Here is a 14,476-nt window from a genome sequence, read left to right on the forward strand (position 1 = left end):
GGAACAAGACATGCTGAGCGTCGAAAACCTCTCCATTTCCTTCCACACGGACGAAGGCAGGATCACGCCGGTTCAAGGCGTCAGCTTTTCCGTCGAAGCCGGCAAGACCCTGGGGCTGGTCGGCGAAAGCGGGTCGGGAAAGTCGATCTCGACCAAGGCTTTGATGCGGCTACTGCCCGGCAACGCCTCCCTGTCGCCGGAAACGCGGATCGCGTACCGCGCAAGGGACGGCAAGACGGTCGAGATCCACAAGATCAAACCCGGCTCTTCCTCCCTGCGCCATCTGCGGGGTGGAGAAATCGGCATGATCTTTCAGGAACCGATGGCGAGTTTCTCACCGGTCTACACCGTCGGCAACCAAATGATGGAAGCCATCCGCCTCCACCGGAACTGCGGCAAGCGCGAGGCAAGGGAGCTTGCGGTGGAGATGCTCGACAAGGTCGGCATTTCCAACCCGGCGGACCGTGTCGATCAGTATCCTCATGAGATGTCGGGCGGCATGCGTCAGCGCGCCATGATCGCGCTCGCCCTTTCCGCGGGCCCCGCCCTCCTGATCGCCGACGAACCGACCACGGCGCTCGACGTGACCATTCAGGCCCAGGTGCTCGATCTGATGCGCGGCCTGCAGCGCGATCTGGGAATGGCCATGATCTTCATTACCCACGACCTGGGCGTGATCGCTCAGATCGCGCACGAGGTCGCGGTCATGTATCTCGGCACGATTGTCGAACGCGGAGAAACCCGGGACGTCATCCGCAATCCGAAGCATCCGTATACGCAGGGGCTTTTAAAGGCGATCCCGAGCCTGGAAACGCTGCACGACCGCCTGTCTCCGGTTCCCGGCGATATACCGAGCCCGACGGAACGCCCCTCCGGCTGTCCGTTTCACACCCGCTGCCCCGACTTCATCAACGGCATCTGCGATGTCAACACACCGGTCGAAACTTCGCCGCTGCCCGGGCGTTCGGTGAGGTGCTGGCTCCACAACGGCGCGGACAGCGGAAGGAGCGCGGCATGACGGCCGCAGAGAACATTCTGATCGAGGTGAAGGATCTCCAGGTCCGTTTCCCGATCCGCAAGAAGAAGCTGTTCTCCTCCGAGATCAAACAGCTGCGCGCCGTCGACGGCGTTTCCTTCGACATCAAGCGAGGCGAGACCGTCGGACTTGTCGGTGAGTCCGGCTCCGGCAAGACCACCGTGGGGCGCGCGATCCTGCGCGCCATCGACCCGAGCGATGGCGAGGTCGTGTTCCATACCAACGGCCACGATGTCGACATCGCTCAGGCCGAGGGTGAAGAACTGCGCAAGTTCCGGCAGCATATGAACATGGTCTTCTCCGAAGGGTCCGTGAACTTGTCGTCACTCGCTTCCGACCGGTTGCGCCTGTTCCGCTCTCGGATGAGCCTGGTTTTCCAGGACCCTTACTCATCGCTCAATCCACGCATGACCGTGCGCGATATCATCGCCGAGCCCCTCATCGCGTCCGGCATGATGAAGGACCGTCAAGCGATCGACGACCGGGTCCGCGAGATCGCCGCACGCTGCAAGCTCAACCTGGAACACCTGCGGCGATTTCCGCACGCCTTTTCAGGGGGCCAGCGCCAGCGCATCTGCATTGCCCGCGCATTGGTCTCCAGGCCCGATTTTGTCGTTTGCGATGAAAGCGTATCCGCTCTTGACGTTTCCATTCAGGCGGAAATCGTCAACTTGTTGAAAGACCTTCAGAAAGAGATGGGAGTTGCCTTCCTGTTTATCGCGCACGATCTTTCCGTTGTCGCTCAAATGAGCCACCGGGTCGCGGTGATGTATGTCGGAAAATTCGTCGAGTATGCCTCGACGGAACAACTCTTCTTCGCCCCCAGGCATCCCTACACCCACGCTCTGCTTTCGGCGATCCCCCGGGCCGACCCGGACGCGGAGTTCAACCCCATCAAACTGCAGGGTGAAATCCCGAATCCCCTGGACGCTCCTTCCGGTTGCCGGTTTCACAGCCGTTGCCCTTTCGCAAGGGAACGCTGTTCGCAAGAGGCTCCGGAGTGGCGGGAAGTCGATATCGAACACTTCGTCGCTTGTCATTTCACCGAAGAATTCGATTTCTCGAGACAAAAAGGCCAAGAACCGAGAGAATGATCGAATGAGACAGAAATCCTATGACCTTGCGATCGTCGGCGCAGGGATAGTCGGGCTCGCCCATGCGCTTGCCGCCGCCCGGCGAGGCAAAAAAGTCGTGGTGATCGACCGGGACAGCTGCGCCAACGGTGCTTCGATCCGCAACTTCGGCTTTGTCACCGTAACCGGCCAGCAATCCGGAGACTGCTGGCAAATGGCCACCCGCAGCCGCGAGGTCTGGACAGAGGTCGCCGAGGCGGCTCGTATTCCGCTGCTGCATCGAGGCCTGACCATGACGGCTCGCTTCCCGGAGTCGGAAGCGGTGATCGATGCCTTTCTTCAGACCGAGATGGGCGCTCAGTGCCGGCGACTGACGCCCGACCAGGCCGCGGAGCGCGTTCCCGCCCTCCGTACGGACCAGATCCGCTGCGCGCTCTATTCGCCTGTGGAAGTCAGGGTGGAATCCAAGGATGCGGTCCCCCAGATTGCCAATTGGCTTGAAGGCGTGCATCAGGTCGATTTCCTGTGGCAGACCAGCGTCAACACGGTCGAGACGCCACGGCTGGAAACTTCCCGCGGCCCGATCCACGCGGACACGGTGATCGTTTGCCCTGGCGACGACAACACGACCCTGTTCGCCGACAGGATCGCCTCTTACGAAGTCACGCGCTGCAAGCTGCAGATGCTCCGCGTCTCACCTCACCGGCCGACGGAGCTCGGCACCGCCTTGATGTCGGACCTGGGCCTGGCAAGATATCTCGGCTATGCGGAACTGCCTGAGGCGGCGCCCCTCAAAACCAGGCTCGACGCGGAAATGACCGCGCACAGGGAAAACGGCATTCACCTCATTGTCGTCCAGTCCGGGGATGGCAGCCTTGTGGTCGGCGACAGCCATCACTACGACCAGACGCCGGACCCGTTCATCGACAAGAGCGTGAACGATCTGATCCTGTCGGAAATGGACACCGTTCTGGAGCTCGGGCCTTATGACATTTCCGAGACCTGGATCGGAACCTATGCGTCGGCGCCGGATCGCTGGCGACTGACCGATGCCCCGGACGACGCGACCCGCGTCGTGATGGTCACAGCCGGCTGCGGCGCTTCCACCGCCTTTGCCATCGGCGAGGAAACCATCGCCAACCTCTATTCCTAGTAACTTCCGCGTTCAGGAAAACGCGCAAAGGCACTCCACCACTTTTGATCCGATCAACTTTGGGGCACTCGATCGGTTCCGATTGAACATCCGTCATTCCAGGGAGGTTAACCCATGAAAATTTTCAAAGCCGTCGTGTTCGACTGGGCCGGTACGATGATCGATTTCGGCTCTTTCGCTCCGATGGGCGTCTTCGTCAAAGCCTTTGAAAAGTTCGGCATTCCGGTCACCATTGAGCAGGCTCGCGCACCCATGGGCAAACCGAAATGGGACCACATCCGCACGATGATGGACGACCCGGATATCTCCGCCAAATGGACGGCGAAATACGGCCAGGCACCGACGGATGCGGATGTCGACAAGGTCTACGAGATCTTCGTCCCGATGAACGAGGAAGTGGTTGCCGACTTTTCCGATCTGGTGCCTGGCGCGGCCGAGATGATCGCCAGCCTGCGCGCCAAGGGGCTGAAGATCGGATCGACCACGGGTTATACCCGCTCGATCATGGAACGGGTTTTGCCGAAAGCGGCCGAACAGGGCTACGAGCCGGACAATCTCATCTGCGCCGACGATCTTCCCGAAGGACGTCCCGGCCCCCTCGGCATGTATCAGTGCTTTGTCGATCTCGTCGCCTATCCGCCCAGCGCGGTGATCAAGGTGGACGACACCGAACCGGGGATCGCCGAAGGGGTCGCTGCGGGCTGCGTGACGGTCGGTCTCTCCCTGTCGGGAAACTACGCCGGCAAAACGCCGCAGGAACTCGCGGCAATGCCGGAGGAAGAGATCGACGCGATCCGCAAGACCGCCACGGAGAAATTGAAGGCAGCCGGAGCGGACTACGTGATCGACACGGTCGCAGACCTGCCGAAGCTCATCGAAAAGCTGGAAAAGGCATGACCAACCGCCCGAACATACTTCTGGTCACGGCGGACCAGTGGCGGGGCGACTGTCTGGGCACGGTCGGACATCCGGTTGTCAAGACGCCACATCTCGATGCGTTCGCCGAAACGGCGACACTGTTCGAGCAGCACTACGCGACGACCGCGCCCTGCTCTCCGGCCAGAGCTTCGTTGTACACCGGCCTTTATCAGATGAACCACCGGGTGGTCTGGAACGGCGCGCCCCTGGACGACCGTTTCGACAACATCGCACGCGCGGCCCGGCGCGCCGGCTATACGCCGACATTGTTCGGCTATACGGACACCGCACCCGACCCCCGGAAGCACCACCCGAACGACCCGGCTCTGAAAACCTACGAGGGCGTATTGCCCGGGTTCTCGGTGCGGCAGTCGCTGCCGGAAGACGACAAGCCCTGGCTGTCCTGGCTGGCCGCGCGCGGGCACGACCCGGCAGCTTTCGAAACCATTCACCAGGTGGAACCGGAAAACGGAGAACGGGTTTCAAGGAAAGCGCCACGTTATTCCAGGGACGAGACGCAGACCGCCTTTCTGACAGATGCGTTCCTAAGCTGGCTGGGCGAACAGGACGGTGACACTCCCTGGATGGCGCATATTTCCTTCCTGCGCCCTCACCCGCCGATAGCTGTCCCGGACCCCTACAACACCTTGTACGACCCCGAGGACGGACCCGACTTCGCGGGGGCGGCGAGCGCGGACGAGCAAGCCGCCTTGCACCCTCTGATCGCGGCTCTTCAGGACTATCAGCATCTCTCAAGCCATGTTCCCGGCGCGGAGGGACATGTCAGGGACCTGACCCGGCACGACCTGAAACGCATTCGCGCACTCTATTACGGCATGATTTCGGAAGTGGACGCCCAACTCGGGCGGCTTTTCAACGCGCTTCGAGAGCACACCGACACCCTGATCATCTTCACATCCGACCACGCGGACATGATGGGCGATCACTGGATGCTCGGCAAAGGAGGATTTTACAAGGAGAGCTACCACATTCCGCTTCTTGTCCGGACGCCCGGACAGGCCAGGGCGAACCGGGTATCGGCATTCACTTCCGCGGCCGACATTTTTCCGACGCTTTTGAACATTCTTGAGCTGGACTCCAGGCATGCGCCGGACGGCGCGAGCCTTCTCCCGTTCCTGGACGGGCAAACGCCGACCTCCTGGCGCGACGCAGCCTTGTGGGAATACGATTTCCGGCACCTTCTCAAACGCTGGCCCGGGCATTTCGCGCAAGGGGCGGAGCAAGCGTCAACGGCCCTGATGAGCCGTCTGGACGAGAACTGGCAGTATGTCCATTTCGCAAGGCTGCCAAACCTGCTTATGCCCAGCACGGACACGGCGCCGCCTTCCGCGAACATTGCCTTTGAGCGTCCCGATATCGCAGGGGCCCGTCTCGAAGCCCTTCTGACAACCCGAATGCGCCACAATGACGAGACCCTCGCCCGGACCCTGGTCTGGGAATACCATGACCGCGATATCACGCGTCGTTGATTTTCCCCCTTGGAATTAAGACTTCTGTGTTCTTTCAGAGCGGGACAGGATGAACTAACATCGGCCGCACGGGGCTGGAGACTGCTCGTGCGAGACCGGTCCGGGACCACAACTCCATCTGAGGGCGGATGTGCGCATCCTGACGGAAATGAAGACGATCGAGAGATTCTTGCCCGCCTTTCTGGCGGTTCAGCTCCTCGCCGCCTGCCAGATCCCGGCGGCTCACGCGGCGGATGCACAGCCTAAGCCGGTCGACCCGCGCGTGGAGATTATCGACAGCGCCGAACCTCCCTGGACCGCCATCGGACGCGTCAATTTTGCCGGCTACCGCTCGAAGTCGACGTGCTCCGGGACACTGATTTCTCCCCGCATCGTTCTCACCGCCGCCCATTGCGTCTTCAATCGCAAGAAACGCCAGCACTATTCCAACGACAAGCTTCTCTTCATCGCCGGTGTCCGCCGGGATCAATACGCCGCCCGGCTGGAGACCTCCTGCATCCTGACGCTTGACAGCAAGATGCCGAGCAACAGGCCCAAACTGCGCGACCTCCACAAGGATGTCGGCCTTCTTCTCCTGAAGGAACCAAGCCAGATCCCCCCTCTTCCGGTCCTGTCGCCCAAGGACGCAGGCCTTCTGACCAAGGACGTGAGGTTTCGGTCGGTCGGGTACTGGAGGAGCCGCAGTTTCCTGCCCACCGCGGTGAACAACTGCAGGGTCATGAATTCTCGCGAAAACATCTGGGTAACGGATTGCATCACGGAAAGCGGCGGCTCGGGCGGCCCGTTTCTCATAGACACGCCGGACGGTCCCAGAGTGGCCGGCATCATGGTCGCGAAGTTCAACGACTATCTGTCCGCCGTGGTCCCATTTCCCAATTGGCAGGATCTTCTGGCCAATGCCCAATGCGCCTCCGCGACCGGCGGGCCAGATCCGGAACCGACGCTTTCGACGGAACCCGACAAGTGACGCCTGGCAATCGCAAGCTTTTGAAAATTAACTGCCCCTCGACGCCATTCCCGGATATGGTATTGACCCGTAGCGACTTTCAGCCGCAAAGATCCTTTGGAAGATGAACCGAACCATGCTTCCCCCCCAGCCGATTCCGACGCATCTGGCCAAGGCGGACAAGATATATTTCGTCGCCAGCGACACGGATGAAGCCCAAAATGCCCTCCAGAGCCTGTCTGAGCGCTACGGCAACGTTCCGGCCCGGGAAGCCGATGTGATCGTCGCCCTCGGCGGGGACGGCCTGATGCTGCAAACGCTCCACACCCATATGGGCAGCGGCAAACCGATCTACGGCATGAACCGAGGTTCGGTGGGCTTCCTGATGAACGAATACCGGGAGCACGATCTCACCGACAGGCTTGCGATGGCCGATGTCACCACCATCCGGCCGCTTCAAATGACAGCTGTCACCGAAGACGGCTCGGCACACAACGCGCTCGCGATCAATGAAGTTTCGCTGTTGCGGCAAACCTCGCAGGCGGCCCGCCTCAAGATCTCGGTCGACGGCAGGGTCCGACTGGAGGAACTGATTTGCGACGGTATCATCGTCGCGACACCGGCCGGCAGCACCGCCTATAACCTGTCCGCGCACGGGCCGATCCTGCCGATTGCCGCCCAACTCCTTGCCCTGACACCGATCAGCGCCTTCCGGCCGCGCCGCTGGCGTGGTGCGCTCCTGCCGAACCGCGCAACGGTGGACATCGACATTCTCGATCCAGGCAAGCGTCCGGTCAGCGCCACCGCCGATCACACAGAGATCCGGCGGGTGACCCATGTCTCCATTAAGGAGGCCACCGACGCGGAAGGACTGATCATGTTCGATTCCGACCACGGCTGGGACGAACGCATCCTGAGCGAAATGTTCCGCTACTGATGCGGCCGGCAAGACCCTGTTAAATATAATTGCCGATACTGAGCGGAGACGTTCCTAGCCGACCCTTGAGACGAGGACATACGCGCATGGCTGAGAGTGCCAAGGATCAGGACTACGAGATCCTGCCCAACCCGACCGATTTGCGCAGCAAGGTCCGGGAGCTGACACCGCGCGAAGCCAAGAAATTCGATCCGGTGAAAGCCGCCGAAGACGCCTTGAATCGTCTGTCCAAGCATTTCGGCAACTGGATGGAGAACGAAACCGCCGAGCTCCTCAAAGCCTGGGAAGCCATGCAGGCGGATGGGCCCAACGACGAAACGCTGCCGCCTCTGTTTCAGGCCGCCCACAACATCAAGGGCCAGGCACTGACCCTCGGTTTCCCCCTGGTCGGACAGGTGGCCGCCAGTTTCTGCCACCTGATCGAGCACCTGCCTTCCGCCGAACTGCTGCCGATGGACCTGACCGGCAGGTTCGTGGAATCCATCCGGGCCATGGTGTCTGAAGGCGCAAAGGACGAGCACAACAAGACCGGGGTTGAATTGCTGGAAATGCTCGAAACCGTCACCGCGGAATTTCTGAAGCAGTTTCCGCAAAAAAACGACGACCAATAAGCAATCCGGCCTCCGTCTCAGCGCGTCAGTTCGAATACCACATGGCGAACTCGGCGAACCTGGGAGACGTCCACCACATGCTTTTGCCGTTACTGTAATTGAAATTGCTTGAGCCGGCCTGGCTCTGCAATAGCGAGGAGACTTCACCGCCCGGCAGGCGCTTGGCCTGATGCGTGTTGGTTTCCGGAACGACCACGGAGACGTGACCCGATCGTCCCTCCACCTTTCGCCGGGCAATGATGATACACACCGCACCGAGATTGGCGAAATCCTGCAACTCGGTCGCTGAAATCGCCCTTCGCCATCCCGATTGCGGTCCGAAATCCCGTAGCCAGCGAAACAGGTCGTTGGCCCGCATCTCCCGGATAGTGTCCCCATAACGCGGCACCGGAGTGTTCCCCTTTGCGAACGCCAGAAGCCCCTTCTCCGACCACCACACGCGCGGCAGATAGACACCGGACAACAAACAGAAGTCGTGAGCATAGATGTTGCAGAAGGTCAGCCCGGAGCGGGGCCAATACCGCTTGTGTCTGCTGTCGCCGGGATTGAGATAACCGATGATCCTGTCTATGTCGGCGCGCAGCTCGTCCGGTGTCGTACCGGTACGGGTCGGCATGCCGGCCTCGTTGAGCGAATGGGCGCCGGCGTTCTCGGTTCTTTTTGTAACGCTTCCGACAGCATGCGGCATATAAACAGCGGGGATTTCGAGGTCCAATCCCGGCTCCTCGATCGGCCCGGGAGGATCTTCCGGTCCTCCGGCCTTGATCAGGTATTTTTGTGAACAGAACCCGCGATAAATTGCGTCATTCAAGGCCGCTTCAACCTCTATGAAGCCGTTCACAACCTCCCCGGTGATCGCCCGCACTGGCCAGCCGTCCGGCAACTCAACGAACACATTCCTGGACAGCGGAACGCTGACTTCCGGCTCGCTCCTCATCCGCAGGTTCGACTCCAGAGTCTCCACCCGCATATGCGGGCCGGTCGCCTTCGGAATATACTCGCGCGTAATGTTGGCCTTGCCCTCAACCGGCGGCGCGCTCCCGCTCCCTGGATCGGGGAAACTGCGGGCGATGGCCAAATAATCCCGAATATGCTCCCCGTAGTACTTCGTCCCGTCGAAGTGTCCCTGCCGAAGGCCCTTGTTGGGTCTGAACCTGCCGGTATTGTAGGTGATCGCAAGCGTACAAAACTCGAAGTCGGAGATGCTTTCCGCATTTTCGAGATTTCTTTTCTTGAGACAGGATTTCAGCTCACGCACGGCGCGATCGAGCGTGTTTTCAAACGTCTCATATTTCCTGTTCAGGAAATAATCGGGATCTTGCTTGAAAAACTGCAGGTCCAGTTGGAAGACACCAAACCCGCGGCAGAATTTCTTGGGCCGGTTTTGCGCGAAGCCGAAGCCGGGTACATGTTCAGCCATCTCCAGCAACGCACGACGCGCAACCTGAAACATTTCGTCGCCGCGCGGATGGGCTGCCAGTTCATCGAAGTTCTTCGGAAATGCCTTGCGGCCCTTGTCGTCGTCGAGCGTGTCCCCACAGCACAAACGGACGATTTCATCCGCGGACAGCCCTTTCTTGCGCATCGGAGACCAAAGGTACCCCGTTTCCTGGGACGCGATGGCCACAAGCATGTCCGGATCGAAAACGGTCCCCTGCAAGGCAGGCGCGATCCGGTGCCAGAATGTGGTCTTGAACCACTCGATATCCGCTTTCGATGCCATCGTCTCCCCCCGACCGACTGAAAGAACCTGAATTATGAGTATGGCTTTATGCTCGTTTGCACCTTTTGCTTTCGCGTACGGGCCTTTGACCGGCCGAACGCTGGCGGTTCCGGCTTCTCAAACGTGTTCGCGAGTGTTTTGCACCCTTGAAAACATATCGGGCGCTGCCGGATAGCTGCGGCTCGACAAGCGCAACGGCAGGGTAAAACTCAATGATCGCAAGACGCATACTACGTTGCGTAATCTTAAATTTACAATCTAATTTTGGACGCGAAACTGTTAAGCCTGTCTTCTAATTGCTTTTCGAAGACGACGGGGTGGACCTGGGCGGCCCATCCCCTTCATCACCCAAGCTTGTGCAAAGAACTATTTCGCACCAGGTGCCGCAGTTTCTGGGGAACGGCAGGCTAATCTAATCGACTGTTTTCGCCGTCAGCAAATCGGCATTGTCATTGCCCGCCGGCGCATCCGGTGACGCCGGGGATTGCCCGTCCGGCGCGGCCTGAATGTAGAACTTCACCCCCTTCATCACGATGTAAGGCTTGCCATCCGCATCGACATGGATCTTCGGGTCCCCTGCCTGGTCCGTCGAAGCCGCAGGCGTCTCGGCGGTCTGGGACGCCGTCACTGTCGGGGCTGCGGCATCATTCGTCGAAACGGTATCGTCCTCGTCAGGAATGTCTTCGGCCCTGGCTTCGGTTGTCTCGCCTCCCTGGTCGGTATTTTCCCAGTCGAACACGGACTCCGGAGCCTGTTCCGGCTCTGCGGCACCAATCGTGTCCTGAAAGTCCGGCTCGACGGCCGAGGCCGGAAGCGAAGCCACGGGAGGATTGGGCTGCGTCCCGCCAAGTGGCGTTGCCCAGGCCGGTTGTGCATTGGACGCCACCGCAACCGAATCATGCGCCGACGCCAACAGCGCCTGGGACTGGTCCGGGGTCAGTTGCCCCGTCGGGACGTAATTGTTGCGGAACTGGTATTGCTGAATCGCATTTTGGGTTTTTCGTCCCGGCCTGCCGTCGAACGACCCGGCATCGAAGCCGTTCAGGTAGAGCGACGCCTGGACGTGGCGCCAGTAGGTCCGATCGCCGTAAGTCGACGGCATCGTGACCATCATGGCCCTTGCGCTTAGAAGCCGGCGTTCGCTGGCGGTAAGGGTCGCGTCCGGTACTTCGCCGTATGTCTGCTGATAGGCAACAAGCGCGGCGTTGGTTTGAGCACCCGGCCGGCCGTCCAGCGGGCCCGGGTCAAATCCGAGCGTGGCGAGATCTCTTTGCAGCGCCAGACCGGATCCGCTTTGCCGGTAACTGCCACGGCGGTGGCCGCCTCGATGGCCCCGGTTCTTGGCGAGCTGGCTTCCGACAATCGCACCCGCGGCAAAGCCGACAATACCACCGGCAATCGCCGCTCCGCCGCTTCCTGCGTGAGCCGGCTTGGACGTCAGGGCCGCAGCGGACACCATTCCAAGAATTGCGACGGATGCGATAAACTTTTTCATGTTCGAAATCCCGCACATTGAAAGACGATAAATTCATTTCAGGCAAGAATGGACAGGACGACGCGAAAAAACAACCTGGCCTGCTTCCCGCACGTCATCGGATCGTGCCTGCTATCCTGATATCATACTCTCGGCCACCGCTCGACAAAGTCTGATCGGACGTGACCGTTGCGTGTCATTCTAGAAATCCGGCGAAGGCTTAATTAAGACCCCTTTTGGGCCTCTTCGCGGCAACCATCGCCCCTCGACCGGTTCGAAGATTCCGAAAAGCGATGAAAATTGGTGCCTACACCAAGGGAAATGAGAGAAAGAACTCGTCTTTCAGGATCTGCGCCCCAAGACCCGGACCCGTGAAGGTCTTCAGGCGGCTGCGGTGATCCGCAAGCCGCTGTTCCTCGCCAGAAGACGGGCTTCCAGGCGGGCAACATCGATGGCGAAGCGACGGAGGAACGCGGTCACATCGCCGTCTGCCCCCAGGGCGCCGTCCTGCATTTCCTCAAGCAGCGTCTCCGTGAGCGCGCGTGCTTCGTCGAGCGCGAGGTCGTAGGTGAAATCCGCCTCCGCCTGACGGGCAATATCGATGGCCAGCAAAAACGCCTGATGCGCGCGCAGCGGCAGCCCCGCCTTGCGCAAAATAGCCTGAAGGGCCGACCGGCGCACCGTCACAAGCAATTTGCACAGGCGCGGCAGGGGCACCTGTCCGAGATTGGCAAGGGCGGCAGCGAAAAAGCGCAGGCGGCCGCAGCACACCGCACGCAGCAGCAGGCGCGTGGTCAGCTTGCCGTCGAGGCGAAGGTGCTCCACAAACTCCGGCAGATCGTCCGTTCCGGCTTCAAGGGCAAGACGGAGAACGACCTTGTCCTCCGCATCGCTCAAGAATGTGTGCCGCTGGTTTTCAGGCACCCGCTCCAGAACGATCGGGTGATCGTCCAGGTTCTCGGCCAGGCGCATCAGCAACTCGTACCGCATGGTCAGCGGAAGATCCCGGGTCTTGAGAAGCTGGTCGCAGATATCGGGCCGGTTCTCGAACCGTTGCGCGAGACGGAGCAACGAGGATTGCAGAACCTGTGCGCCGGCGTTGTTCAAGAGCGTACGACAGGCCGCCTCGCTCCCAACTTCGCAGATCGCCGCGCTCAGGGAGGCCGACAGACCTCCCCTGCCCGCAATCGCGCACTGAACTGCGTCGCTGCCCTCGGCGAAAAGATCAACGAGTTCGGCTTCCGTCAGGATTGGCGACGTCTTCAGAACCGGAACCGCGACTTCGTCGGCATCGTTCGCCAGACAGCGGATGACGAGGCCTGGGGCATGCCGGCTCGGCGCCAGGATCTTCGCGATCGCCTTCCGGAGCGCCCTGCTTGGATCGTCCAGGAGAACTGTCAATGCCGTAGCCATGTCGGTCCGTTCCCTGCTGCCTGGTTCGGCAGCCAAATAACGCTCGGCAAGCTTGCACGCGGTCTCGATATCCGGCGCGCGCTCGACCTCACTGTGATGCAAAATGTCGTATGCTGTCATGGCGGTAAGCAATCTTTCCAAGTGTCAGGCTGAAGTCTGGCATCAAAGGATTAACGATCGGTTCACCATAATTTTGACAGTATTCGCCGCCCTCGGCCGCCTGAGGCCTCATGCCGGAGGCAGCAGGTCTTTTTGCTCTTCCTCCGCTTTCAGCCTGAGGAACCGGGTCAGGTCCAGTGGCCCTCCCTGGTTCGCAAGGGCCAGCTCCTGCGCGGCAACCTGATTCGACTTGCCGGAGACGGCGCTAAACAGTGCGGCCTCCTCCACAGCCGCGAAAGCCGATGCAAATCTCGGATTGACCCCGGCCTGGGAAGACTCTTCGTCGTTGCGGAACAACGCCTCGAACGGATTGGCGGTTTCGGTCGCCTGGAACGCCGACAAAACCCTTGAGGACGCGACATTCGATTCGGCCGGGTTGATGGACGCCCGCGCCGGATCCGCGGACACCGCGGCGACGGTTTGTTCCTGGACAAACACCGCGCTCGGAGTTCCGGCAGCGGTCTCCGCCGCCGCCCCCACCGGCAAGGGTACGGTCGTCTCTGCAAGTTCCAGCGGATTGTTTTCAGGCAAGTCCGGGATGCCCTGGTCGCTTGCCGCAATCTCAACGGGCCCTGCCGGCTTGCCCCGCAGGGCGAAGGCCGCCGCCGGATCGCCTGCCAGGTGATCGAAGCCCTTCTGGTTGATGAGAGGCTTGTCCGGCTTGGAACTCGGAAGAACCGCGACATTGGTCAGCTCGCCCGAAGTCCGCAGATCTTTCTTGCCGCCGGCTTCGGCGATCATGGTAACCGCGTCGTGCTTGGAGACGATGGTCTCGTAGACCTCCTGCATCGACCGTGCCTTGCCGTTCCGGTGATAGAAAATCGGCTTGTTGGCGCGGGCCTGAGCGGAAAACATCTTGTCGGCGCGCATGTCCGGATTGGATTGCGCGGCGTCGATCAGCCTGCTTGCTCCGTTCGCCCCCAGGAAATGCGCCATGTAGAGCTCACCGTCCGTCGGTTCACGACCGATTTTCCGCTCGAGATAACTGGAGTTTTTCTGCGTGAGCGCACCGGCCATCGTGGACGAGATTTCAGGATCCTTGCGCAAGTCGAGAATTTCACGCCGCGCCTGTGGATCGCTAACGTAATATTTGCCGCTTTTGGTCTTCGTGATCTGGTCGGAATATTTCTGGAGACCGTGCTCCGGCCCGGCTTCTTTCAGGGTTTCCAGCCAGGTGGATTCGATAAACTGGAACAATCCGGTCGCACTGGACGTTTTTGCCTTGGCCGCCGGATTGAACGACGACTCCCGCGCGGCAGTCTTCACCAGGTAGTCGAAGGACGTACCTGTCGATGTACTCGCAGACTGAAACGCAAGCTCGATCCGAGACGCGATCGAGGTAGTGTCAGCAACCCGCATGACGCTGTCTCCTCGACGAAACTGGTTATGACTTTCTTAACTTTCGCGCCCCAATGGTTAACAAATCCTTAACAAGGCACGGTTAACTTGTATCGGCATAACAGGCGGCTGGTTTTTTCTAAGAATCTGCGAACATTTACGGACGGACAAAGCCGGTTTTGTTGATATCCGCCATGTTCCGTCG

12 protein-coding genes are annotated in these 14,476 nt (G+C 60.4%); 8 read left to right on the plus strand and 4 right to left on the minus strand.

What is annotated here, in order from left to right:
- The first annotated feature begins 10 nt into the window (after positions 1 to 10).
- The 8 genes from JF539_RS11895 (at position 11) to JF539_RS11930 (ending at position 8,164) form a co-directional block, all read left to right on the plus strand.
- Entirely contained in the window at positions 11 to 1,018 is a 1,008-nt protein-coding gene (locus JF539_RS11895) for an ABC transporter ATP-binding protein (RefSeq protein WP_207140613.1), read from the plus strand.
- Positions 1,015 to 2,130 (plus strand): ABC transporter ATP-binding protein, encoded by a 1,116-nt coding sequence (locus JF539_RS11900; RefSeq protein ID WP_207140619.1) that lies wholly within the window; start codon positions 1,015 to 1,017, stop codon positions 2,128 to 2,130. Before JF539_RS11895 ends, JF539_RS11900 begins: the two co-directional genes overlap by 4 nt.
- Before the next feature lie 4 nt (positions 2,131 to 2,134).
- On the plus strand, positions 2,135 to 3,262 hold the full coding sequence (locus JF539_RS11905) for a TIGR03364 family FAD-dependent oxidoreductase (RefSeq protein WP_207140621.1): 1,128 nt from the start codon (positions 2,135 to 2,137) through the stop codon (positions 3,260 to 3,262).
- A 114-nt stretch (positions 3,263 to 3,376) separates the two neighbouring features.
- Entirely contained in the window at positions 3,377 to 4,159 is a 783-nt protein-coding gene (phnX, locus tag JF539_RS11910) for a phosphonoacetaldehyde hydrolase (RefSeq protein WP_207140622.1), read from the plus strand.
- Entirely contained in the window at positions 4,156 to 5,670 is a 1,515-nt protein-coding gene (locus JF539_RS11915; RefSeq protein ID WP_207140623.1) for a sulfatase-like hydrolase/transferase, read from the plus strand. The genes phnX and JF539_RS11915 overlap by 4 nt, the downstream gene beginning before the upstream one ends.
- Positions 5,671 to 5,800: 130 nt before the next feature.
- Complete coding sequence (locus JF539_RS11920) at positions 5,801 to 6,637, plus strand: trypsin-like serine peptidase (protein WP_207140624.1); 837 nt, start codon at positions 5,801 to 5,803, stop codon at positions 6,635 to 6,637.
- Between the two features lie 103 nt (positions 6,638 to 6,740).
- On the plus strand, positions 6,741 to 7,553 hold the full coding sequence (locus JF539_RS11925; RefSeq protein ID WP_236042373.1) for an NAD kinase: 813 nt from the start codon (positions 6,741 to 6,743) through the stop codon (positions 7,551 to 7,553).
- A gap of 86 nt (positions 7,554 to 7,639) precedes the next feature.
- Positions 7,640 to 8,164 carry an Hpt domain-containing protein gene (locus JF539_RS11930; RefSeq protein ID WP_207140625.1) on the plus strand — a complete coding sequence of 175 codons (525 nt, stop codon included), beginning with the start codon at positions 7,640 to 7,642 and terminating at the stop codon, positions 8,162 to 8,164.
- 25 nt (positions 8,165 to 8,189) lie between these two features.
- Here JF539_RS11930 and JF539_RS11935 read toward each other — a convergent pair whose 3' ends face one another.
- The 4 genes from JF539_RS11935 to JF539_RS11950 form a co-directional block, all read right to left on the minus strand.
- Positions 8,190 to 9,887 carry a hypothetical protein gene (locus JF539_RS11935; RefSeq protein WP_207140626.1) on the minus strand — a complete coding sequence of 566 codons (1,698 nt, stop codon included), beginning with the start codon at positions 9,885 to 9,887 and terminating at the stop codon, positions 8,190 to 8,192.
- A gap of 412 nt (positions 9,888 to 10,299) precedes the next feature.
- A complete protein-coding gene (locus JF539_RS11940) occupies positions 10,300 to 11,382 on the minus strand; it encodes a peptidoglycan-binding protein (protein ID WP_207140627.1) in 1,083 nt (360 codons plus the stop codon).
- A 360-nt stretch (positions 11,383 to 11,742) separates the two neighbouring features.
- The gene (locus JF539_RS11945; protein ID WP_207140628.1) at positions 11,743 to 12,894 is read right to left on the minus strand and encodes a DUF2336 domain-containing protein; all 1,152 of its coding nucleotides are present in this window, start codon (positions 12,892 to 12,894) and stop codon (positions 11,743 to 11,745) included.
- Between the two features lie 108 nt (positions 12,895 to 13,002).
- Positions 13,003 to 14,292 carry a transglycosylase SLT domain-containing protein gene (locus JF539_RS11950; protein ID WP_207140630.1) on the minus strand — a complete coding sequence of 430 codons (1,290 nt, stop codon included), beginning with the start codon at positions 14,290 to 14,292 and terminating at the stop codon, positions 13,003 to 13,005.
- Positions 14,293 to 14,476 lie beyond the last annotated feature (184 nt).

The organism is Roseibium aggregatum (genome assembly GCF_017309185.1).
Classification (GTDB): Bacteria; Pseudomonadota; Alphaproteobacteria; order Rhizobiales; family Stappiaceae; genus Roseibium; species Roseibium aggregatum_B.

Excerpts from the sequence above, each read along its gene's own strand:
- JF539_RS11895 (WP_207140613.1), top strand. The coding sequence starts at position 11 with ATGCTGAGCGTCGAAAACCTCTCCATTTCCTTCCACACGGACGAAGGC.
- JF539_RS11900 (WP_207140619.1), top strand. The coding sequence starts at position 1,015 with ATGACGGCCGCAGAGAACATTCTGATCGAGGTGAAGGATCTCCAGGTC.
- JF539_RS11905 (WP_207140621.1), top strand. The coding sequence starts at position 2,135 with ATGAGACAGAAATCCTATGACCTTGCGATCGTCGGCGCAGGGATAGTC.
- phnX (WP_207140622.1), top strand. The coding sequence starts at position 3,377 with ATGAAAATTTTCAAAGCCGTCGTGTTCGACTGGGCCGGTACGATGATC.
- JF539_RS11915 (WP_207140623.1), top strand. The coding sequence starts at position 4,156 with ATGACCAACCGCCCGAACATACTTCTGGTCACGGCGGACCAGTGGCGG.
- JF539_RS11925 (WP_236042373.1), top strand. The coding sequence starts at position 6,741 with ATGAACCGAACCATGCTTCCCCCCCAGCCGATTCCGACGCATCTGGCC.
- JF539_RS11930 (WP_207140625.1), top strand. The coding sequence starts at position 7,640 with ATGGCTGAGAGTGCCAAGGATCAGGACTACGAGATCCTGCCCAACCCG.
- JF539_RS11935 (WP_207140626.1), bottom strand. The coding sequence starts at position 9,887 with ATGGCATCGAAAGCGGATATCGAGTGGTTCAAGACCACATTCTGGCAC.
- JF539_RS11940 (WP_207140627.1), bottom strand. The coding sequence starts at position 11,382 with ATGAAAAAGTTTATCGCATCCGTCGCAATTCTTGGAATGGTGTCCGCT.
- JF539_RS11945 (WP_207140628.1), bottom strand. The coding sequence starts at position 12,894 with ATGACAGCATACGACATTTTGCATCACAGTGAGGTCGAGCGCGCGCCG.
- JF539_RS11950 (WP_207140630.1), bottom strand. The coding sequence starts at position 14,292 with ATGCGGGTTGCTGACACTACCTCGATCGCGTCTCGGATCGAGCTTGCG.